This window comes from Streptomyces sp. CB09001, assembly GCF_003369795.1.
Classification (GTDB): Bacteria; Actinomycetota; Actinomycetes; order Streptomycetales; family Streptomycetaceae; genus Streptomyces.
Map to the genome: position 1 here is coordinate 2,470,213 of NZ_CP026730.1, position 19,966 is coordinate 2,490,178.

The 19,966-nt window shown below is 70.3% G+C and carries 18 protein-coding genes; 11 read left to right on the forward strand and 7 right to left on the reverse strand.

The genetic code is table 11. The annotated features are described in order from the left end of the window. Window positions 1–31: 31 nt before the first annotated feature. Complete coding sequence (locus tag C4J65_RS11420) at window positions 32–4,300, reverse strand: trypsin-like peptidase domain-containing protein (protein WP_115742326.1); 4,269 nt, start codon at window positions 4,298–4,300, stop codon at window positions 32–34. A gap of 200 nt (window positions 4,301–4,500) precedes the next feature. On the opposite strand from C4J65_RS11420, the gene C4J65_RS36030 reads away from it, so the two are divergent. Continuing rightward, complete coding sequence (locus C4J65_RS36030; protein ID WP_162833142.1) at window positions 4,501–4,848, forward strand: hypothetical protein; 348 nt, start codon at window positions 4,501–4,503, stop codon at window positions 4,846–4,848. Here C4J65_RS36030 and arr read toward each other — a convergent pair. Beyond that, the gene (gene arr, locus C4J65_RS11430; RefSeq protein WP_115742327.1) at window positions 4,841–5,251 is read right to left on the reverse strand and encodes an NAD(+)--rifampin ADP-ribosyltransferase; all 411 of its coding nucleotides are present in this window, start codon (window positions 5,249–5,251) and stop codon (window positions 4,841–4,843) included. The two genes, C4J65_RS36030 and arr, sit on opposite strands and share 8 nt — an antisense overlap. A gap of 128 nt (window positions 5,252–5,379) precedes the next feature. Between arr and C4J65_RS11435 the strand changes: the two genes are divergently transcribed. After that, a complete protein-coding gene (locus C4J65_RS11435; RefSeq protein WP_115746397.1) occupies window positions 5,380–5,787 on the forward strand; it encodes a very short patch repair endonuclease in 408 nt (135 codons plus the stop codon). 71 nt (window positions 5,788–5,858) lie between these two features. Continuing rightward, the gene (locus C4J65_RS11445; RefSeq protein ID WP_162833143.1) at window positions 5,859–9,029 is read left to right on the forward strand and encodes a DEAD/DEAH box helicase; all 3,171 of its coding nucleotides are present in this window, start codon (window positions 5,859–5,861) and stop codon (window positions 9,027–9,029) included. 30 nt (window positions 9,030–9,059) lie between these two features. On the opposite strand, the gene C4J65_RS11450 is transcribed toward C4J65_RS11445, so the two are convergent. Beyond that, the gene (locus C4J65_RS11450) at window positions 9,060–9,722 is read right to left on the reverse strand and encodes an ATP-binding protein (protein ID WP_115742328.1); all 663 of its coding nucleotides are present in this window, start codon (window positions 9,720–9,722) and stop codon (window positions 9,060–9,062) included. A gap of 198 nt (window positions 9,723–9,920) precedes the next feature. Between C4J65_RS11450 and C4J65_RS11455 the strand changes: the two genes are divergently transcribed. Genes C4J65_RS11455 through C4J65_RS11465 form a run of 3 tightly spaced genes read left to right on the forward strand, consistent with a single transcriptional unit; the run spans window position 9,921 to window position 11,366 of the window. After that, window positions 9,921–10,763 carry a helix-turn-helix transcriptional regulator gene (locus tag C4J65_RS11455; protein WP_115742329.1) on the forward strand — a complete coding sequence of 281 codons (843 nt, stop codon included), beginning with the start codon at window positions 9,921–9,923 and terminating at the stop codon, window positions 10,761–10,763. A gap of 3 nt (window positions 10,764–10,766) precedes the next feature. Beyond that, window positions 10,767–10,973 carry a DUF397 domain-containing protein gene (locus C4J65_RS11460; RefSeq protein WP_308434154.1) on the forward strand — a complete coding sequence of 69 codons (207 nt, stop codon included), beginning with the start codon at window positions 10,767–10,769 and terminating at the stop codon, window positions 10,971–10,973. Between the two features lie 48 nt (window positions 10,974–11,021). Continuing rightward, complete coding sequence (locus C4J65_RS11465) at window positions 11,022–11,366, forward strand: hypothetical protein (protein WP_240330405.1); 345 nt, start codon at window positions 11,022–11,024, stop codon at window positions 11,364–11,366. A 60-nt stretch (window positions 11,367–11,426) separates the two neighbouring features. Here the strand turns inward: C4J65_RS11465 and C4J65_RS11470 are convergent, their stop codons facing one another. Together C4J65_RS11470 and C4J65_RS11475 are read right to left on the reverse strand one after the other, a co-directional pair. Next, entirely contained in the window at window positions 11,427–12,296 is an 870-nt protein-coding gene (locus C4J65_RS11470; RefSeq protein ID WP_115742330.1) for an XRE family transcriptional regulator, read from the reverse strand. Next, window positions 12,293–13,093 (reverse strand): peptidoglycan-binding protein, encoded by an 801-nt coding sequence (locus C4J65_RS11475; protein ID WP_115742331.1) that lies wholly within the window; start codon window positions 13,091–13,093, stop codon window positions 12,293–12,295. Before C4J65_RS11475 ends, C4J65_RS11470 begins: the two co-directional genes overlap by 4 nt. A 312-nt stretch (window positions 13,094–13,405) precedes the next feature. Between C4J65_RS11475 and C4J65_RS11480 the strand changes: the two genes are divergently transcribed. Next, window positions 13,406–13,858, forward strand: a complete 453-nt coding sequence (locus C4J65_RS11480) for a peptidoglycan-binding protein (RefSeq protein ID WP_115742332.1) — start codon at window positions 13,406–13,408, stop codon at window positions 13,856–13,858. On the opposite strand, the gene C4J65_RS36035 is transcribed toward C4J65_RS11480, so the two are convergent. After that, a complete protein-coding gene (locus C4J65_RS36035) occupies window positions 13,855–14,016 on the reverse strand; it encodes a hypothetical protein (RefSeq protein WP_162833144.1) in 162 nt (53 codons plus the stop codon). The two genes, C4J65_RS11480 and C4J65_RS36035, sit on opposite strands and share 4 nt — an antisense overlap. 292 nt (window positions 14,017–14,308) lie before the next feature. After that, complete coding sequence (locus tag C4J65_RS11490) at window positions 14,309–15,280, reverse strand: SDR family NAD(P)-dependent oxidoreductase (protein ID WP_115742333.1); 972 nt, start codon at window positions 15,278–15,280, stop codon at window positions 14,309–14,311. Between the two features lie 55 nt (window positions 15,281–15,335). Here C4J65_RS11490 and C4J65_RS11495 point away from each other — a divergent pair, with 55 nt between their 5' ends. The 4 genes from C4J65_RS11495 to C4J65_RS37035 all read left to right on the forward strand — a co-directional run bounded on the left by C4J65_RS11495 (window position 15,336) and on the right by C4J65_RS37035 (window position 19,917). Beyond that, window positions 15,336–15,758, forward strand: a complete 423-nt coding sequence (locus C4J65_RS11495; protein ID WP_205350988.1) for a MerR family transcriptional regulator — start codon at window positions 15,336–15,338, stop codon at window positions 15,756–15,758. 168 nt (window positions 15,759–15,926) lie between these two features. Next, complete coding sequence (locus C4J65_RS11500) at window positions 15,927–16,499, forward strand: GNAT family protein (RefSeq protein ID WP_162833561.1); 573 nt, start codon at window positions 15,927–15,929, stop codon at window positions 16,497–16,499. Window positions 16,500–16,590: 91 nt separating this feature from the next. After that, window positions 16,591–16,977, forward strand: coding sequence for a DUF3592 domain-containing protein (locus tag C4J65_RS11505; protein ID WP_115742336.1), 387 nt, complete (start codon window positions 16,591–16,593; stop codon window positions 16,975–16,977). 213 nt (window positions 16,978–17,190) lie between these two features. Next, a complete protein-coding gene (locus C4J65_RS37035; RefSeq protein WP_115742337.1) occupies window positions 17,191–19,917 on the forward strand; it encodes a hypothetical protein in 2,727 nt (908 codons plus the stop codon). Window positions 19,918–19,966: the final 49 nt, after the last annotated feature.

Below are 19,966 nucleotides of genomic sequence, written 5' to 3' on the forward strand. Positions count from 1 at the left end.
ACAGCGTCCCGCACACGATGCCGCGGCCCCGTCAGGAGCACGGCGGCCGCGCCGGGGTCCCCTCCGGCAGGAGCTCGCGTTCCGCGCGGGTGTAGTCCCGCCCGGCGGCGGCGCACAGGGTTCGGAACTGGCCGTCGGGGCGCAGGTCGAAGGTCTGGCGTACGGCGCCGGTGTCGACGGTCAGGCGGTGGCCGTGCACGGAGCCCGTCGACCACCCGCTGGTGGCGGGCCCGACCGCCACCACGAGCGTGCTGGACGCGCCGTCCCCCGCCAGGTCGTGGATCCGGACCTGCTCCTTCGCCGTGTCGTACGTGAGGACACTGTCGTCGGGCCCGAACCCGATCAGGGCGTCTCCGGTCGAGACGGGCGCGCTACGGGGCAGTTGCTTCCCGCGGTCGACGTCCCACACCCGTACCCGCCCGTCGGAATTCCGCACCGCGAGGTGCGAGCCGTCTGCGTCGAACGCGATCGCGCCGAGGCCGGCATCCATGTCGAGAGGCAGGCTGACGGCCTGGCCCGACAGTGCCGCGATGCGGCGGGCGGCGCGGACGTCCCACAGCAGGATCTCGCCTCGTCCGGATCCGCCTTTGGTGACTACGGCAACCTGCCCGGGGTGCGCCGGACGGGGGACGAGCTGACTCTTCACCAGGAAATCGGCGTTGCCGGTGGCACGCGGCCCGGAGTCGGCGGGGAAGGGGCCGGTGCGCACGGCCGCGTCGGCGGCGTCGACACGTGCGATCTCGCCCTCCTCGGTCAGCAGCACGATCTCGCTGCCCTGCGTCCCGGCGACGCTGTCCACCTCCTTCGCCGTCGGCACGGCGTCACCCAGCGGCACACTCTCCCCGAGATCGCGTACGGAGTACGCCCGGTAGAGGCCGCCGTTCTCGTGCCAGACCACGATGCGCCTCGAGTCGGCCGTCCAAGTGAGCTTCCAGTGCCCGAAGTCCTCGGGTGCCGGTAGCGATACGGCCCTGCGGTGGGTGCGGGAGGCGTCGAGGACTTCGAGACGTCGCTGCGTGACCTGTGCGACGGAACGCCCGTCCGGCGACATGGCGTACACGGCCGTCCCGCTGTTGTCCTGGAAGGCTTCGCTGCCGACCCGTTCCCCGCGCACGACCATCAGCGCGGTGCCGACGGGTACGAGAACGGTGAGCCCGCCGTCCGCACGCGGTACCGCTGCGACCCCCGCGTACGACGCGGACGTGCTGCCCGAGGTGGGGATGCGGGTGCGGTAGGTGTCCCCGGTACGCAGATCGGTCAGAGTCGGCTCGGCGTAACCTCCCTTCTCCGACAGTTCAGAGGTGTACATGTCCGCCGCGCCTGCCACGCCGTACCTCGACGTGGCGTCTTCGGCGCTTCCGGCAGTGGGCAGTCCGGTCTTGCGGCCGGGACTGCGGCCGAGTTCCTGTACATACGGCCTGGTGACGTCGGTCCTGGCCAGGACCTCACCGCCCGCTCGCAACTCCGCGGTGACGCCGCCGTCCTGGGTGGTGAAGGTGGACCGAAGCCGACCTGTGGTGAAGTCCCTGACGTCGACGCGTTGGACGTCGTCCTTCCTGCCGATGGTCACCACGGTGTTCGCATCGGAGGTGAACGCCGCTTCCCGCAGGCCCGTCTCGGGAACGAGCCCGGCCGGTACGTCGAGACGCTCACCGGAAGGCAACCGCCAGGCCTCGGCGAAGGCCGGGGTGCACCGCCGGTCGTCGCGATAGCACTCGTCGGACCTGTCGCTCACCGCCAGCAGCAGCCTCGTCCCGTCACTGCTGAAGTCCAGAGCCACGGCGGGCTTCTCCGGAGCCTCGTGGTCACCGAGGGTCAGAACCGCGGGGGGCTCCGTGCCGCCCAGCCGCCACAGCCGCACCCCGTTGCCGGCGCTCGCGGCGAAGAAGTGACCGTTCGGGCTGAGTCCGGTCACCAGATCGCCTTCCGGTACGCCGCTCAGCTCCCTTGTCGCGGGTCGTCCGTCGAGCGCTCCGGTGACCACGGTGATGGTCGACCGGTCTCCACTGGGCGGTTCCGACCGGACGACGAGCGTGCGGCCGTCGACGGTGGCGTCCATCCCGGTGACCCGGCCCTTCCACACCGACGGGTACCCGGCGAGCAGGTACTGGTCTCGCACGTACTGGTCGAGCAGCGCCTGGCGGGTCGTCGCGGTCCGGCGGGCGTTCCATGCGGCCAGCGCGAGTTGCAACGCGGTGGTGGGGTCGCTGTCGGGGCGGCCCTCGGCGGCCTGGGCGAGCAGGCCCGACGCCTGAGTCCGCAACTGCCGTTCCGATCGCTTCAGGCTCTGCCAGTTGGTGAACGCCAGGGCCACCGCGAGGACGGTGAGCACGGCGAGCGACGCGACGGCGGCCCGTCTGAGCCGGGTACCGCGCCTTGAGTGACGGCGGCTGAGGAGGACGTAGTCGTGCTCGTCGGCGGAGATGTCCTCGGGGTGCTCGATCGTTCTGCGTTCCGCCTCGACCAGGTCGGTGCCGCTCAGCAGATGCGTAGGCTGTCGGGACTGGTCCTGCCAGCGCTGCAGGTCGGTCCGGAGCTGTTCCTGCCAGGCGCGGAAATCCCGGGAGTCGACAAGCCAGTCCTTCAGGAGGGGCCAGTGCTCGGTCAGGGCCTCATGTGCCAGGTCGACGATCTCTTCGCCTTCGGTACCCGGGGTGCGGGAGAGGACGATGAGCTTGCTGGGGGCAAGTAGGCGCGCCATGCCGAGGAGTTCGGACGGCAGGTCCGCCGTGCGGGCCGGGCGGCGGGAGAAGGCGACACCGTCACCGGGACGGGCGAGCTGTACGAACAGCCTTCGGGCACGCCTGCGCTGGGCCGGTGTCAATCGGTCCAGCTTGCCGTCCGCGTAGCCGACCAGTGCGCCGGCCACGCCGCCGAGCTCGTCGTAGGCCTCATGGGTGAGGGTGAGCATCGAGCGGTCGCGGTGCTTCCACAACTCGGTGAGAGCGAACTGGACCAGCGGCATCCGCCCGGGCTCGTCACCCGCGTCCTCGACGATCCGCTTCGGCAGCCCCGGCTCGAACCGGAACCCCCGTACGGCGTCGACGGGTGCGGTGATCGCCCGCTCCAGGTCGGCGGCGGCCAGTGGTGCCACGAACTGCACGGCGTCGCTCACGAGGTCGGACGTGTCGGCCGTCACCAGTACGTCGAGGGAGTCGGGCCGCGCGGTGGCGACGACCTTCAGCACTGCCGCACCGTCCTCGCCCGCCAGGGAGACGAGCAAGGTGAACAGATCGCGGGCTTCCTCGGACATGGCGCCCGCGTACTCCTCCAGCTGGTCGACGAAGAGGACGTGACCGGCGCCTTCCGCGCGGGCGAGGATCCTGCTGCGCAACTCCGCGAGCACGTCGTGACGGGCGTCCAGGAGGTCGGCCAGCTGCTCGGCCCTGACGAGCCGCTCCACTTCGTCCAGCTCCGGTTCCACAAGCCCCGTCACCGTGCGGGCGAGCACAGCCGAGGCGCGTGTCCCGGGCAGGGCACGCAGCCTGGTCACGCTCATGCCGTCGGCCCGCAGCCGAGGCAGCACCCCTGCCCGTACGAGGGAGGACTTCCCGCATCCAGAGGGCCCGGCCACCAAGGTCACCGGACGCCTGTGCACGGCATCGTGTACGCGGGAGGTCTCACTGTCACGGCCGTGGAAGAACTCCGCGTCGTTCTCCGTGAACGCCTTGAGCCCCTGGAACGGGCAGCGCGGCTCGTCGAGCGCAGGTTCGTCGATCAGTTCAGCCGATGGCAGCAGGTACGCGGTGCTCGCTCTCCGGTACGCCGCGACCGTCATGCCGACGACACCCTGCTCCGCGTCGTCCCAGACCGGCGACCCGCTGAAGCCTTGCACGATGCGCGGCCCGGGCTCCGGCACCTCCATCTGCAACCAGCCCGAGCCCTCCTTCGCGCGCAGCAGACCCCAGGCCCACATCCCGAGGTCGGCCCCGGCGGGGTAGCCGAACGCCCGAAACGTGTGGCCCCACAAGTCGGTCCCGTCGACGAGCGGCACCGGGCGTGCGCCTTCGACTGCCGCCTCGAGCCGTAGCAGTGCGACGTCCGCCCCGCCGCGCCGCCAGGACACCACGCTCGCCCGTGTCCCGGGACGGCCGGGCAACAGAGGGAAGTCGAGGCTCACGGGCGTGCCGGGCGCCCGCTCCACGGCATGCGATTCCCCGACGGCCCTGGCCACGACATGGGCACAGGTGCACACCACATCGACAGCGACGAGAAACCCGGCTCCGACCACCTCACCGGCAGGCGTGCAGATCCGCACCTGTGCCGCCTCAAGGGCATCGCTCCCCCGGGCACCTGCCATGAACTGCCCCCGTCTTCCGACTCGTCGCAGTGCACGCCAGCATCCCCCGGCGGAACGAAATCACACAACACGGCGCGCTCACGCTCCAGTTGACCCGTGAGCAACGCGCCGCACGCATCCCTGAACCATCCGCTCCCCTGCGGCGGACGACTTCCGGCGGTCGCGTCCACCCGCGGCGGCTGCGCCGGAGCCACGCCGACATGCCGGCCACGACGGCGAGCACCACCAGGTTGGCCACGAGGGCCGGGGTGTCGCCCGCCGGGGCGACGGTGGTCTCCCGCCAGACGATCCCGGCGACGGTCGGCGCGACGACGCTCAGCACCACGCCGACGAACTTCCGGACCGGCGTCCACTGCACCGAGGCGCACAGCGGCACCCCACCGGCGACGCGGATCGGGCCGCCGCACGGCGCCGGACCGGGAACGTCGGTCCCGTACGCCCGCAGTCCCCGCGTCCACGGAGAAGAGGGTGCCAGCAACGCCTGTGCGGCGCAGCGCGTTCCGACCGAGCAGCCGACGGACGCCACCGCCGGAGGCCGAGTCAGTTGATGATCTCGGCCCGCCCCTCCCGACTCATCGCGGCCAGCCGGTCCCGCCACATCCGGAGGGCCTCGGGCGTCTGCCGCGTCCAGTCGGTGACTTCACCGAGGACGCGGAGCGGCTCCGTGCTGCGGTAGGAACGGGTGGGGTTGCCGGGGAACTTCTTGTCGGTCACGTTCGGGTCGTTCTCGAACTCCCCGGTCGGCTCGACGGCATACACCCGCGGTTCCCCGTCACCGGCGGCAAGCTCGGCGGCGAGCCCCGCGCCATCACGCAACGCGGTGAAGTAGACGTGGTTCATCACGATCTCGGGCCGGTAGTTCGAAGGGAAGCCGGCGGTGAGGTGCTCCCCGACCCGCAAGTCGGCCTTCGTACCGTGAAAGAACGGCCCTTCGTCCAACACCTGGTCCATCGCGGCAGGTTATCAACGCGAGCCGTGGCCGACGGTCGAAACAGCTCCCGCGGAAAGCCGTGCCTGTTCTCCGGCACAATGACAACGTGCCCGAGCCCGTTCCGCCCTCCGCCTCCGTGTCCGCCCGCATGAGTCGGCAGGGCTCCCGCGACACCGCGCCGGAGATCGCGGTGCGGCGGCTGCTCCACGCGTCGGGCCTGCGCTACCGCGTGAACGTGCCGGTGCCGGGCATGCCCCGCCGCACGATCGACATCGTCTTCCCCAGAGCCAAGGTCGCGATCTTCCTCGACGGCTGCTTCTGGCACGGCTGCCCGCAGCACGCCACGCAGCCGAAGTCGAACGCGGAGTGGTGGCGCAACAAGCTGGACAAGAACATGGCCCGCGACGTGGAGACGACCAGGCACTTGCAGGACCAGGGGTGGACGGTACTTCGATTTTGGGAGCACGAGGCGCCGGAGGACGTGGCGAACCGGGTCAGCAGATCCCTGATTGGGGCCATCGTTCCCGCCGCAGGATTCACACCGGGCGGGCTTTGAAAGGCCCCCTTCTGATCAGTCGGCCCACCCCTCGTGTCAGTGGCTCCTGCTAGAACTGCATCCACAACAACATGGTGGGGAAAGGGGTCGGGGTGGAGCAGCCGCGGAGTGGGGAGCAGCCGGTCGCGGGAGTCTACGAGCAACTGGTCACGGATCGCCTACGCGGTGAACTGGAGCGCCTTGAGGCCGCGGGCTGGAAGGCCATCGACACCGAGGTCGGCGCAGAATCGTCACCTCATGTGCTGGCCCGCCACGTCGGTGACATAGTGGCTCGCCACCTCAACCAGCTCCGGCCCGAACACCGAGTTCCCTTCGCCAACCGCGTCCTCGAGTCCCTGGCGGCAGAGGGCGGTGGGCAGGGCGGCGCCGAGCCCGTCAGCGCCATCGCCGAGGGCCCCAGGCAGTTGCTGGCTCTGGCGGAACAGGAGGCACCGGGTGCCTATGCGATCCGTCCGCTCACGCCCCTCTCCGAGACCTCGCTTCTCACCAACTCCCCCGAGGACCTGAACCTGGGCTCGGAGTTGCGGGCCGAGTTGGCCACTGCGGATCGGATCGACCTGCTCTGTGCCTTCGTGAAGTGGTACGGCATCCGCGTGCTGGAGGATTCACTCCTGGCGGCCAAGGAGCGGGACGTCCCGATCCGGATCATCACCACGACCTACATGGGCGCCACGGACCGACGCGCGCTCGACCGGCTCGTGCGCGAATTCGGCGCCACCGTGAAGGTGAACTACGAGACCCGCTCGACCCGGCTGCACGCCAAAGCGTGGCTGTTCCGGCGCAGGACCGGATTCGACACGGCGTACGTCGGCAGCTCGAACCTCTCCCGTGCGGCGCTGCTCGACGGCCTGGAGTGGAACGTACGGCTGTCGTCGGTGGCCACACCGGCGGTGATGGAGAAGTTCGAGGCCACCTTCGAGGCGTACTGGAACGACGCGGCGTTCGAGACGTACGACCCGGATGAAGACGGCAAACGCCTCGACGCGGCGCTCGCCCAGGCGGGTGGGACGGTGTCGACCACAGACTTGAAGATCAACCTTTCCGGTCTTCAGGTGCATCCCTTCCCGCACCAGCGGGACATGCTGGAGCGCCTCAGCGCAGAGCGCGAGATCCGCGGACGGCACCGCAACCTGCTGGTCGCGGCGACCGGCACGGGGAAGACCGTGATGGCCGCCCTCGACTACCGCGACCTGAGTCATCAGGCGACCTCCGGTCGACCGAGGCTGCTGTTCGTGGCGCATCGCAAGGAGATCCTCAAGCAGTCCTTGCGTACGTATCGCGAAGTGCTGGACGACGCCTCGTTCGGCGAGTTGCTGTACGGCGGGGCCGATCCGCAGGAGTGGACCCACGTCTTCGCCAGCGTCCAGTCACTCAACGTCCAGAGGCTGGAGCAGCTCGCGCCAGACCACTTCGACGTCATCGTCATCGACGAGTTCCACCACGCCACGGCCGGTACGTACCGCCGGGTGATCGAACACTTCACACCGAAGGAGCTGCTGGGACTCACCGCCACCCCTGAGCGGATGGACGGGCTCAACGTCCAGGACGAATTCTTCGATGGACGCATCGCCGCCGAGATGAGGCTTTGGGAGGCCCTGGAGAACGACCTGCTGTCTCCCTTCCACTACTTCGGCATCCCTGACGGGACCGAACTCACGAATCTCGGCTGGCAAAAGGGCTCGTACGCCGATCAAGAGCTTGGCAACCTGCTGACCGGCAACGACGCGCGAGCGCGCATCATCGTCAAGCAGGTCCGGGACAAGATCTCCGACCCCGGTGCCATGCGTGCGCTCGGCTTCTGCGTCACCAAGGCGCACGCCCATTTCATGGCCGACTACTTCCGCAAGGCCGGTTTCCAGGCTGCGGCCCTCGACAGCGACTCGTCGTCCGAGGTGCGCGCTCAAGCGCTGCGTGACCTCCAGGACGGCAAGCTCCAGGTCATCTTCTCGGTGGACCTGTTCAACGAGGGTCTCGACATCCCGCACGTGGACACCCTCCTCCTGCTGCGGCCCACCAACAGCGCCACCGTCTTCCTCCAGCAGCTGGGCCGGGGGCTACGGCGTACCGACACGAAGCCGGTCCTCACGGTCCTGGACTTCATCGGGCAGCACCGAGCGGAGTTCCGCTTCGAGGAGCAGTTCCGGGCCATGACCAATCTGTCGCGCAATCGGCTGGTCGAGCACATCGAGCGCGGCTTTCCGCAGTTGCCGTCGGGCTGCCAGATCATCCTGGAGGGCAAGGCCAAGAATCTGGTCCTCGAGAACATCAGGACGCAATTGGCCGCCACGGTGAAGACGCTGGTGAAGGAGGTCAAGGAGTACAGCACCCCTCTGCTCGCCGACTATCTCCGGGAGAGCCGCAGAGAGATCAAGGAGCTGTACAAGAACGGCAACTCCTGGACCCTCGTGCTGCGTCGTGCCGGCCTGGTCACCGAACCGGCTACGCCGGGTGAGGAAGCCCTGCTCAAGCGAGTCCACGCGTTCCTGCACGTGGACGATCCCGAGCGTGCGCAGGCGTATCTGAGCCTTCTGGCGGACGACGCCCCTCCGTACGGGGAACTCGACCAGACCGGCCAGGCCTACGCCCGCATGCTGTTCTTCAACCTGTGGGACAACGCGGGCGGGTTCACCAGCTACCCGGAGGGGCTTGCGACGCTGCGTCCGCAGCGAGCCCTGAGGGATGAACTCCGGCAGGTGCTGTCGTACGTCATCGACCGAGCCGACCATGTCCCGATCCCGCTGTCCGATGGCCTCGGCTCTGTACCGCTGAAGGTCCACAGCTCGTACAACCGGTCGGAGATACTGGCCGCGCTCGGCGTCGCCCGGTTCGGTGGGCAGATGCCGAGATCCTTCGCCCAGGGCGTGCAGTGGGCGGAAGAGTTCCGGACGGACGCGCTGCTGATCACGCTTGAGAAGGACGAGAAGGACTTCTCGCCCACCGTCCGGTACAAGGACTACGCGATCAGCCCGACTCTCTTCCACTGGGAGTCCCAGAACGCGATTTCCCCCGATTCCGCCACGGGCAAGCGCTACCAGCAGCATGCCGGTCGCGGCTCCCACGTCCTGCTGTTCATGCGCCGGTACTCGACCACGGACACTGGCAAGTCCCAGCCGTGGATGCTTCTGGGCCCGGCAACGTACGTGGAACACACCGGCAGCAAGCCGATGGCGATCACCTGGCACCTCGATCACCCGCTCCCGGCCGATGTGTGGTCCTACTCGGCGGCAATTCAGGCGAGTTGATCCAGGTACATCGACCGTGGCCAGAACGGCTCAGGGCAGTCGCACTTCGCATTCCGCCTCGAAGTGCGACTGGGCCCGGTCGAGCGCGTCGTCCACGTCCCATCCTTGCGTGCGGAACCAGTGCAGCAGGTCGGCAATGGCGTTGATCGCGGCATCTTCCGCCGTAGCCGTCGCCAACCGGCCGGGAACGATCGGCTCCCGGGTCGCCCTCGAATCGCCGTAAAGGCTCAGCACGTCCGCGACTCGCGCCAGCCGCGGCACGGGCATGTACTGCCGTTCGACCCGGGTCGCGTCCATGCGGAACTCGCACCAGGTGATTTTGCGATCACCGGAGAGCTCCACGCCCCAGCGCTCACTCATGGCGTCGACCAGCGTCATCCCCCGGCCCGCCTCCGCATCGAGAGTCGCGCAGGCGAGCGTCGGGAGGGCACGCGCATCGGGATCGTGAACCTCGATGCGCAGGTGGGAACCCCCGAGTGAAGCGACCAGTGTGGTCGGCGTCCCCGGCCCGACGTGCTTGATCACATTGGCGACGAGTTCACTTACGCAGAGCTCGGCGGCATCCGTCAGCTCACGCAGCCCCCAATGCTCCAGGTGGATCCGCAGAGCGCGTCGAAGAGCCCGCACCTGATCGGCCTCCGCCAGAAACGACAGCCTCCACGGCTGCGTCGGGCTCCAAAAGGCGTCATCCATGTCCTGTCCACTCCCCGGCGTCGATGCCTCACTGTGATGTGGTCGCGACTCAGAGTTGCATTGAAACTCTCGAAATGGAACTCTCACTAGACGCTGGCAGGGGCACGCAACGTAGTCACGCGCCCCCGGCGCACACCGTCTTGCCGCCGCCACCAGCGGAGCAGCACGATCTACTGGACCAACGCGAAGGACTGAGACATGGCAGTGGGACCCACCACTCGTAGGCGCCAACTCGGCGCCGATCTACGACGGCTCCGGGAACGCAAGGGACTGACGCTCGAAGAGGCGGGCTCCCGCGTCGGCATCTCGAAGGCGACGTTGAGCCGCTACGAGACGAAAGAGGGCACGGTCAAGTGGCCGGCCGTGGACGCCCTGTGCCGTGAGTACTCCGCATCGGACGAAGAGCGGCTCGCCCTCGTCGAGTTGGCGAAGGGCGCCAAGATCCAAGGATGGTGGCGATCACTCGCCGACCCCATCCCCGACTCCATGAACCTGATGCTGACCTTGGAAGACGAGGTCGTACGCGAGGATCACTACGCGTGCATGTACATTCCGGGACTCCTCCAGACGCGCACCTACGCGGAAGCGGTCCATCGCGCTTCAGAGGTGCAGTGCGACGAACGCGAAGTCCAGCACATGGTCGACATCCGCATGAAGCGCCAGGAGTTGCTGGAGCGCGAAGAGCCTCCGCGCATCTGGTGCGTGATCGACGAAGCCGCTGTCCGACGCCGGGTCGGAGGCCCTGACGTCATGCGCGAGCAACTCACCCACCTGTTGGCCTGTGCGGAGCGACCGCATATCACCATTCAAGTCCTACCGTTCTCCTTGGGAGCACATGCCGCCGCAGTCGGTAGCTTCGTCACCCTTCGCGGCCAAGCCCGTGAGCTGGACGTCGTCTATGTAGACCTCCTCGGTGGCGGAGTGTTCATGGAGAAGCCGGAGGAACTGGAGCGATATAGGTTGGCCTTCGACTACCTCAGCGCCCAGGCGCTCGACCTCGAGTCCTCGGTCGAACTCATCGACCGGGTCAGCAAGGAGTGAGTCTTGATAGCTGCCAGCCCTGAGCCCCGCTGGTTCAAGTCCTCGTACAGCGGGGGCAGCGGCACTGAATGCGTTGAGTGCGCGTACGGCCCATATGGCGCGTTGATACGCGACTCCAAGTGCGCCGATGGCCCCACACTGGACGTGCGGCTGAGCAGCTGGCGCCTGTTCATCGACTCAGTACGCCACGGCTCGCAGCCGTCCTCCTGACCGACCGAGGCGGGTTCGGCCTGTTCATCTCACTCGAAGGGCAAGGTCGTGGAGACCGACGCGTACTCACTGTTGCCCTTGCGGGCCGTCGCGGACGTAAGGGCGGCTCTGACGGCAGACCTCGGGTTCCCAGGTGACAAGGAGAGCTTCGAGAGTGATGTGCAGCGCGCTCTGGAAGGTTCATCGGAGGCCGATCTCGCGGCCGTGGCCACAGTCGTCGTCGACTACCGAGGACGGATCCGGCTGCGCCAGGACCCCGACTTCGAGACCTCCGTCCAGGAGGGCATCGACCTCACGATGCGACTGAAGCGGGAGGCCCGGGGTGGATCGGCGATCACCTCGGAGGTTCTCCGACAGCCGACCGAGCGCGGCGGGAGCGCGGGCGGAACGTAGTCTGCGGGGGACCGCGCTGAGACACATCGCGGCGTCCAGAGGCGTACGTGGGGGCTGGCGCTACCGGGGTGAGGACGGGCCGGTCGTGGCGGTGGTCTCGCCCACGCGGGCCTCGAAGCACTCCCGTTCGCCGTCGGCCGACGCGGGACGGAAGCAGGCCCGTACGGTGGTGCCGGGGCGGGCCTCGGTCATCTCGGTGTAGACGAAGGTGGCCGCGTCGTCCTTGTTCGCGATGCGCACGTCGTGGGTCGGGCCGCCCGCCGTGACGTCCACCCGGTCGCCGATCTCGGTGGCCCAGGTCCGGGCCCAGCTCGCACCGCACTTCTCGCTGTGGCGCAGTTCGACGTGGGCGCCGGTGGCCGTGCGGTACGAGGCGAGGGTGTCGGGGCCGACGCCGCAGATCAGGCGCATCGGGTCCTGGCCCTCGCAGGCGGCTCCGTGGCACAGGGGAGCGAAGGAGAACGGCACGGAGTCCGGCAGCGCCTCGGCCTCCCCCGCCTCCGAGTCCGGCAACAGGAGGAACAGCAGGGCCGCGACACCGCCGACGACCACGGTGTACGCCGCCGCCAGCACCACCAGGAGCCTGCTTCGGCCAAGTCGCCGTCGCCGGGTCCCGTCCGGCGGTGGCGGCTCCTGGGCGAGGTCCCGCGGCGACTCGTCCGTAGGAGGGGCGGATGCGGGGGCCAGCGCGCGTCCGCTCCAGTGCGCCTCGGCGATCTCCCACAGCGCGAGCAGTCGCCCGTCCGGTTCGTTCGCGAGGCCGCACAGCTCCCGTACGGCCTGGCGGGGAGGCAGGCTCTTGCCGTTGAGGTAGCGCTCCCAGGAGGACTTGCTGTACGGCGTGCGCTCCGCCAGCGCCGCCAGGCTCAGACCCGCGCGGGCCCGCAGTTCCCGCAGCGCCGCTGCCAGCCGTGTGTGTTCCGTGGTCACTTGGGCGCCACCTCCCGCAGGGCCTGCCAGGTGGGCGGGTCGATGACGCCGTTCACGATCAGGCCGTTCTGCTTCTGCATACGTTCGACCGCTCGCCGCGTCTTCGGGCCGAAGACGCCGTCGATGTCTCCCGGCGCGGTGCCCGCCCGGCGCAGCAGGCACTGGGCCTCGGCCACTTCGAGCCCCACCTGGGTGTTGGACAGGAGGATGTCCCTGGTGCGGCTCAAACCCGCGTACCAGCGGCCGTCACGCTGCTCCAGCCGGCAGCTGTAGATGACCGGCACCAGGGACGCCGACACGGTGGCCGGAGTCGTCACGTCGGCGTCGGCGCGGTCGTGCGCGAGCTGGGCGCGGGCATCGGTGAGCCGGACGGCCAGCAGGAGGGCCACGGAGACGGACAGCACCGTGACCACGGCACCCGCCGCGACCGCGGCGCGCAGGAGACGCCCGTACGGCTGCCGCTCGGTGGGGGTGTGTTCCGGCGGTGTCGCGGAGGAGTCCTCGGGCGTGCCCGTGGCGGCCGTCCGCCCCTCCGCCCAGCGTTGGGCGGCGATCTCGTGCATCACCAGCAGCCGGGCCGGATCGTCCCCGCCGATGCGGGCCATGGCCTCGACGGCTTCCAGGGGCGGCAGGGACCTGCCGTTCAGATAACGCTGCCACGACTTCGCGCTGTATCCGGTCTTCACCGCCAGTCGCCGCGTGCTCAGTTCGCTGTGGTCCTTCAGCCTGCGCAGACGCACGATCAGCTGGTGGACCTGCGGATGCAGTTCCGCGGGCAGTTCCTTCCAGCGCGACACGCTTCCCCCACTCGCGTCCCCGACCTCGGGCCCGGCCCCCGTCTCCCGGTCTCATTCTGCACCAGTCGTCAGGGGCTCCGCCCAGCCGCCGACCGTGCGCCGGGCGCGAGGCCCGCCCTGCCCGCTGTCGTCGAAGTCCCGCCACATGGACACGGAGTTGGGCGTCTGCGCAGGTCATCGCGTGGGACGTCTCGGGACGGGGTCACTTCCGCGTCACCTGTGGCCGGGCATCCCGCCGAACCCGCAGTCTCGTCGTGGAGCCGGCCACCACGGTCGGCTTCCTCAAGCGCACGTCACATCGAGGAGTACAGCATGCGAGCTCTCACCAAGACACTGGTCGGCGTCACCGCCGCCGTCGGTATCGCCGCCGGCGGCCTCGCCACCGCGGGCACGGCCGTGGCGGACACCTCGCCCGCCCCGGGGCCGGCGGTCGCGGCGGCGGCCGCGTACAACAACCTCGGCCTCACCAAGTACCAGGCCACCGGCGTCCAGTGCTTCCTGAACACCTCGCCCACCGTCAGCCTCACCGAGGACGGGTACCTGGGCCCGAAGAGCTGGGAGGCGATGCAGGAGTTCCTCAACAGGAGCTGGGACCGGAACCTCGTCACGGACGGCATCGTCGGCCCGGCCACGATCAAGGGGCTCCAGTACTTCCTCAAGCACGGCAACTGGGGGTACACCGGCAAGATCGACGGCATCGCCGGCTCGGGAACGCGTGCGGCGTTCGCCAGGTTCGGTCAGGCGACCGCGAAGCAGTTCTGCTAGCAGGCACGCGCCGCCTCCCGTACGACAGGGCGCTCGGAAGTCCGCTGCTTCGAGCCGGTCACCGAGCAGGTGAGGACCTCGTCGACCCGCTGGTCGACGTCACGCCGAACCATCTCGACCGGCAGTTTCCGGTCGCCGGCGCGGGGTTGGCCGAGCATACGGAGAACGTCACCGCGGTCGACTGGACGGGCGCGTCGTTCCGCGGCGAGGGTCTGGCACGGTTTCGTCGTACGACGCCGCGACCTTCGCCCCCGCCCGCGGTGCGGGGGCGATACGGGCGGGGACGGCGGCGGTGCTGTCGGGACTGACGGGGATCGTGGTGTGGCTGGACGACTTCCAGCCCGGGCGGCCGTCGGGTCAACCTCCAGGAAGTACAGGGGTCTTCCTCAGGGTGACCGCGCGCTCGGCGCGGGCAGGAACGGCGGCGGGTCCGCGTCGAAGCCCGCGAGGTCACCGGGCCGTCGGCGTCGCGCCCGTCGCGGTGAGGGACAGGTCCCAGAGGCGGGCCGCGTTGTCGGGGTCGACGGCGTACGCGCGTACGCCGTTGTCGTCCATGGGGAGGTCCGGGGCGAAGACGCGGGCGACGTCGCAGTCCGCCAGGTAGAGGCCGCCCCGGCCGTCGAGGAGTGGGGAGGTGGCGGCCCACAGGCCGGTGGCGGCACCCTGGGAGGCGGTCTTGAAGTCGGTGGCGACGACGTTGCGGTGCTCGTCCACCCAGCCGGCGTCGATCTGTTCCTGGAGCGGCATCTCCCGCTGGAGGCCGGTGATGATCTTGCCGGGGTGGAGGGCGAAGGCCCGGATGCCGTCGCCCTTGCCGAGGGCGTCGAGGTGCACGGCGAACAGGGCGTTGGCGGTCTTGGCCTGGCCGTAGGCCAGCCACCTGTCGTAGCCGGTGCGGAAGTGCGGGTCGTGCCGGCGGATGTCGGTCATGGCGTGCCCGGCGGAGCTGTACGCCACGACACGCGCACCGTCGGCGGCGGCCAGGAGCGGGTAGAGCTCGCAGGCGAGCGTGAAGTGCCCGAAGTGGTTGGCGGTGAGCTGGAACTCCCATCCGGGACCGACGCGCCGCTCCGGGGTGGCCATGACCCCGGCGACGGCCATCAGGAAGTCGATCCGGTCGATGCGGTCGCCGAGGTGCGCGGCGGTCGAACGGACGCTGTCGAGGTCGGTCAGATCCATGGGGACGACCTCGCTGCCCTTCACGTCCCGCAGGGCGGCTCGGGCGACTTCGGGGCGGCGGGCGGGAACGACGACCCGGGCCCCGGCGGCCGTCAGGGCCCGGGTGGTCTCGAGGCCGAGCCCGGAGTAGCCCCCGGTCACCACGGCGGTCAGGCCGGAGAGGTCGTGGCCGCCCATGACGTCCTCGGCGGTGCTGGCGGCGGAGAAGGGCGAGTTGAGCGGCTGCTGTTCGGTGGTGGTCATGCCGCCGACGCTACGATCTAGAGCGAGGTCTAGATCAAGTCCAGGGGTGAGCGGCGTGACCAGCACCGAAGCGGCCGGGCAGTCTCTGAGCATCGGCGAGGTCGCCGACCGGACCGGACTGAGCGTGCACGCCCTGCGCTTCTACGAGCGCGAGAGTCTGCTCGTCGGGCCGGTCCGGCGCACGTCGGGCGGCAGGCGGCGGTACAGCTCCTTCGACGTCGACTGGCTGCTGATCTGCGTCAAGCTCCGCGAATCCGGCATGCCGCTGGCCGACCTCAAGCAGTTCGCCGAACTGGTGCGCCAGGGGCCGGGAAACGAGGCGGAACGGCTTCGGCTGCTCGACACCCATCAGCGGCGCGTCGACGCACAGATCAGGGCGCTGGAGGAGTGCCGGTCCGTCATCGCCTGGAAGGTCGGCGTCTACGCCGAGCATCTCGCGCGCGGCGAGGCCGGTGGGCTCTGGGACCCGACGGCCTGATGCCGTGACGCCCCGCCGGGCGTTTCAACGACGCCGTCGTCGGACCATCGACGCCGTCGTGGGGCCATCGCTGCCGTCGTCGGACCATCGACGCCGTCGTGGGGCCATCGCTGCCGTCGTCGGATATTCGCTGTCCCGCGCGCCCCACGAGGACGCAGGATGGCGACCATGACTCTGGCCACCCCCACCCTGGACACCGGTCGCCTGCGGCTGCGGCCCGTCGCCGAGGCCGACGCGGACTTCCTCTACGCCATGCACAGCAGCACCCACGTGATGCGCTACTGGGACTCCCCGCCGTGGACCGAGCGGTCCCGCGCCGGGCGCTTCGTCGAGATGTGCCGCACGATGGCGGAGGAGGGCACCGGTGTGCGGGTGGCCGTCGACCGGGCCTCCGACGGCGCCTTCGTCGGCTGGTGCTGCCTGGTCGAGTGGAACCCGGTCTGCCGCAGCGCGTCGCTTGGTTACTGCCTCGACGAGGCGATGTGGGGCCGCGGCTACGCGACGGAGGCCGCGCACGCCCTGCTGCGGTGGGGCTTCGACACGCTGGACCTGAACCGGGTGCAGGCCGAGGCGGACACGCGCAACGCGGCGTCCGCCCGGGTGCTGGAGAAGGTCGGGTTCGTGCGCGAGGGGACGTTGCGGGAGGACTGCGTCGTCGACAGCGAGGTCTCCGACTCCTGGGTGTACGGGCTGATCCGGCGGGAGTGGCAGCCGTCGGCCGCGCCGGTGCCGGTCCGCTGAGGGGGTCTCAAGTCCGTTCCCGGCAGCGGTCTTGCGCCCGCACCGCCTCCCGGTATCTTTCGGATCCGCGCTGACCTCCAGAAGGGCCGAAGTGAACTCCGATCGCCTGCTCCTCATACCCGCCTTGCTCGGTGTCGTCGCGTTCGTCTGGATATTTCGCAAGCGCCTGCTGGTGCGGATCCGTGGCGTGGAGGTGGACGCGCACTGCTACGACCGCGAGTGGCGGGTGCAGGGCGGCGGGCCCACGTTCCTCCTCGGCTTCCGGACGGAGGACGGGCGCAAGATGACCTGCTCCGCCAACGAGGGCGAAGTCCCCGCGGGGACGCGGACCGGTGACACGGTCAGGGTTCGCTACGACCCGGCGGCGCCCGGCCGGGTGGAGACCGTCATCGCTTCCCGCAAGCCGCTGTGGAAGCGAGGCGATCTGATCGGGCTGGTGGTGTTCGAGGCCGCTCTCCTGGCTTACGCCCTCGGCTGACGGCGTGAGGCGCGGGCGCGAGGGGACCGCCCGCCCGTCCCTCGGGTCCGGGTGCCGCTGAGCACGGTGCCCGGGTGGGCCGACGGGACGGACGCTGCGCGATCCTGGCGGGTTCCGCACGCGTCCGTACGGTGTTCGCCTGCCGCACCCCTGTTGTTCGCCGTACCTGGCTACCTTCGCGTGGCCCGGTCCGGCAGCAGGAGAGGTACGTCCATGAGCACCCCTGTCCACCGCACCTCCGAACGGCCCTCCGCAGCCGCCCTGGCAGCGGCCCGGCAGCGTCGGGAGGAAGGACGGACCGGGAGTTCGTCCGGGTCGGGGACCTCGGCGGAGCAGGCCTTCCTCGGGCTCCAGTCCAGTGCCGGCAACCAGGCGGCGGCCGCCACGGTGCAACGCGCCAGGGGCAGGACCCTGGAGCGGCCCCCGGGAACCGACACCACCCGGCCCGGCTCGGAGCCCGGCGCCCGACGCGCCCCGGCCGGTCGCGCCCGGGGCGGCTCGGCCCCCGGCGACCTGGCCGACCGCGCCCCGCTCGACACGGGATCCGGCACCCGGCAGCCCGCCTCCGTCCCCGAAGTCCGGGGCACCACCAGCACTCCGGAACGCGTCGCGCCGCCCGAGGGCACCACGGCGGCCGGCTTCACCCCGTCGGGCCGCACCCGGCGGGGCTCCGAATCCGACACCCGGCCCGGCCCGGCCGCCGCCACCCGGCGCGGCTCGGTGTCCGGCACCCAGGGCATGGCAGTCGACAGCCGCTTCCAGGAAGAACTCGACACGGCCCGGGAAGAGGCACGCACCGCCGCCGAGGAAGCACGCGCCGCCGCCGAACGCGCCGCCGCGGAGGAGGCGCGCCTCGCCGCGATCGCGGCCCGCTTCACCCCGTCGGGCCGCACCCGGCGCGGCTCCGACCTCGGCACCCGGCCCGAACCGGCCGCCCCCACCCGGCGCGGTTCGATGTCCGGCACCCAGGGCATGGCAGTCGACACCCGCTTCCAGGAAGAACTCGACACGGCCCGGGAAGAGGCACGCGCCGCCGCCGAGCGTGTCGCGGAGGAGGCGCGCCGCGCCGCGATCGCGGCCCGCTTCACCCCGTCGGGCCGCACCCGCCGCGGCTCCGACCTCGGCACCCGGCCCGACCCCGCCGCCCTCACCCGGCGCGGTTCCGACTCCGGCACGCAGGGCATGGAGGTCGACCCGCGCTTCCGGGAACACGTCGACACGGCCAGGGACGAGGCACGCCGCGCCGCCGAAGAGGAAGCACGCCTCGCCGAAGCACGTGCCGCGGCGGAGGAGGCACGCCGCGCCGCCGAACGCGCCGCCGCGGAGGAGGCACGCCTCGCCGCGATCGCGGCCCGCTTCACCCCGTCGGCGCGCACCCGGCGCGGCTCCGAGTCCGACACCCGGCCCGACCCCGCCGCCCTCACCCGGCGCGGCTCGGTGTCCGGCACCCAGGACATGGGAGTCGACCCCGACTTCCAGACGCACCTCGACACGGCCAGGGACGAAGCACGCACGGCCGCCGCCGAACGGGCCGCCGCCGAAACCAAGGCGGAGGTCAGGACTGATCGCCTGAAGGCGGTCGCCGAGAACGCGGATCAAGGGAAGAGGATCCTCGATCCCGCGGACGCCCTGGGCAAGGGCGTCCAGGCACCCACCGCCGCGGGCCTCGGCCAGGAGGCCATCGAGACGGCCGCCAACGCCCCGAAGACGGACACCGGCGGCGGGTCGGGCGCCGACGTCCTGAAGCACGACGCCGCCGCCGCGGGGGTCGCCGGCGCGTCGCTGAGCACCGGCGCGGAGCTCCTCGCTCTGGGGGCAAGCGTCGCGGACTCGTTCCGGAACCTGAAGACGGCCCTGAGCAAGAGGACGGGAGCCGGGTTCCACAACGCGCGGAGGAAGGCCAAGGTCAAGGCGGGCGACGCGGGCGTGAGCGTCCTCAGTACGGGCGCCAACGTGGGCACCATGGCCAAGGAGACGCTCAAGGTCCAGGGGGTGGCGAGCACCGTGGCCGCGACCGAGGCGAGCGGTGTCCTCGGCGCCGTCGCCGGTGTGGCGAAGAGCGTGCGTGCCGTCTTCAAGACCAGTGGAGCGATCCGCAAGTACCGTGACCTGGGGAAGCTCCCGAACGCCGAAGCCGCCCACGCCGGAACGATCAACAGTCTGAAGACCGCGTGGGAGGCCGAGGAGCCGCGCGCCGTAGAGGCGCACAACGCGGTCCTGGCGCTGCAGGCGGAGAGGGACGAGGGCCACCCGCGGGAGGGGTGGGACGAGGCGCTCGACGCCGCCGCGACCGCCTACGAGGCGGCGGCGCTTCGCGAGGCCCAGGCCAAGCTCGCCTACCTCGCCGCCAAGGACGACGCGAAGACCGTGAACGAGACCAAGAAGTTCGCGAGGCGGAAGCAGGTCTCCAAGGGCATCAAGGAGTCGGTGGGCGGCGGCGTGGGCGAGGGCCTGAAGGGCGCGGGCGGCATAGCGACCGTGGCCATCGTCGCCACCGTGGGCCTGGCGTCCAACCCGGCGGGTTGGATCACCGCCGCGGTGGGGGCGGGCCTCGTCGTCAGCGTCGCCGCCTACAAGGGAGCCCGATCGGGCTACGGGCGTTTCCAGGAGGTGCACCACCCCGAGCGCTACACGCCGCACGGCGAGGACGTACCGGAGGCCCTGCCCACCTGGGAATCGCTGAAGCATGCCATGAAGGTGTGGACGAAGATCTCGGCGTACAAGCGCCAGCTGGCGGCGAAGAAGCTCTACGGCATGCTCTCGCGTCCCGACACCCAGCCGGAACTGCGCCGCTCCGCCATGGACCTGCTGGTAGTGATCAATGCCGGTCCCGAGAAGCACGGGATGGATCAGGCGACGTGGGAGGCGAGCCTGATGGACCCGGCGAAGAAGGCCGACTGGATCAAGGAGATCACGGACCAGCTGAGCTCCGGATCCTGACGGAACGGAACGGAATTGAGCGGAGGGGCGAGGGGGGCGAAGGGGGGGC

Coding starts and splice junctions, on each gene's coding strand:
- C4J65_RS11420 (WP_115742326.1), bottom strand. CDS start 4,300: ATGGCAGGTGCCCGGGGGAGCGATGCCCTTGAGGCGGCACAGGTGCGG.
- C4J65_RS36030 (WP_162833142.1), top strand. CDS start 4,501: ATGCCGGCCACGACGGCGAGCACCACCAGGTTGGCCACGAGGGCCGGG.
- arr (WP_115742327.1), bottom strand. CDS start 5,251: ATGGACCAGGTGTTGGACGAAGGGCCGTTCTTTCACGGTACGAAGGCC.
- C4J65_RS11435 (WP_115746397.1), top strand. CDS start 5,380: ATGAGTCGGCAGGGCTCCCGCGACACCGCGCCGGAGATCGCGGTGCGG.
- C4J65_RS11445 (WP_162833143.1), top strand. CDS start 5,859: ATGGTGGGGAAAGGGGTCGGGGTGGAGCAGCCGCGGAGTGGGGAGCAG.
- C4J65_RS11450 (WP_115742328.1), bottom strand. CDS start 9,722: ATGGATGACGCCTTTTGGAGCCCGACGCAGCCGTGGAGGCTGTCGTTT.
- C4J65_RS11455 (WP_115742329.1), top strand. CDS start 9,921: ATGGCAGTGGGACCCACCACTCGTAGGCGCCAACTCGGCGCCGATCTA.
- C4J65_RS11480 (WP_115742332.1), top strand. CDS start 13,406: ATGCGAGCTCTCACCAAGACACTGGTCGGCGTCACCGCCGCCGTCGGT.
- C4J65_RS36035 (WP_162833144.1), bottom strand. CDS start 14,016: ATGCTCGGCCAACCCCGCGCCGGCGACCGGAAACTGCCGGTCGAGATG.
- C4J65_RS11490 (WP_115742333.1), bottom strand. CDS start 15,280: ATGACCACCACCGAACAGCAGCCGCTCAACTCGCCCTTCTCCGCCGCC.
- C4J65_RS11500 (WP_162833561.1), top strand. CDS start 15,927: ATGACTCTGGCCACCCCCACCCTGGACACCGGTCGCCTGCGGCTGCGG.
- C4J65_RS37035 (WP_115742337.1), top strand. CDS start 17,191: ATGAGCACCCCTGTCCACCGCACCTCCGAACGGCCCTCCGCAGCCGCC.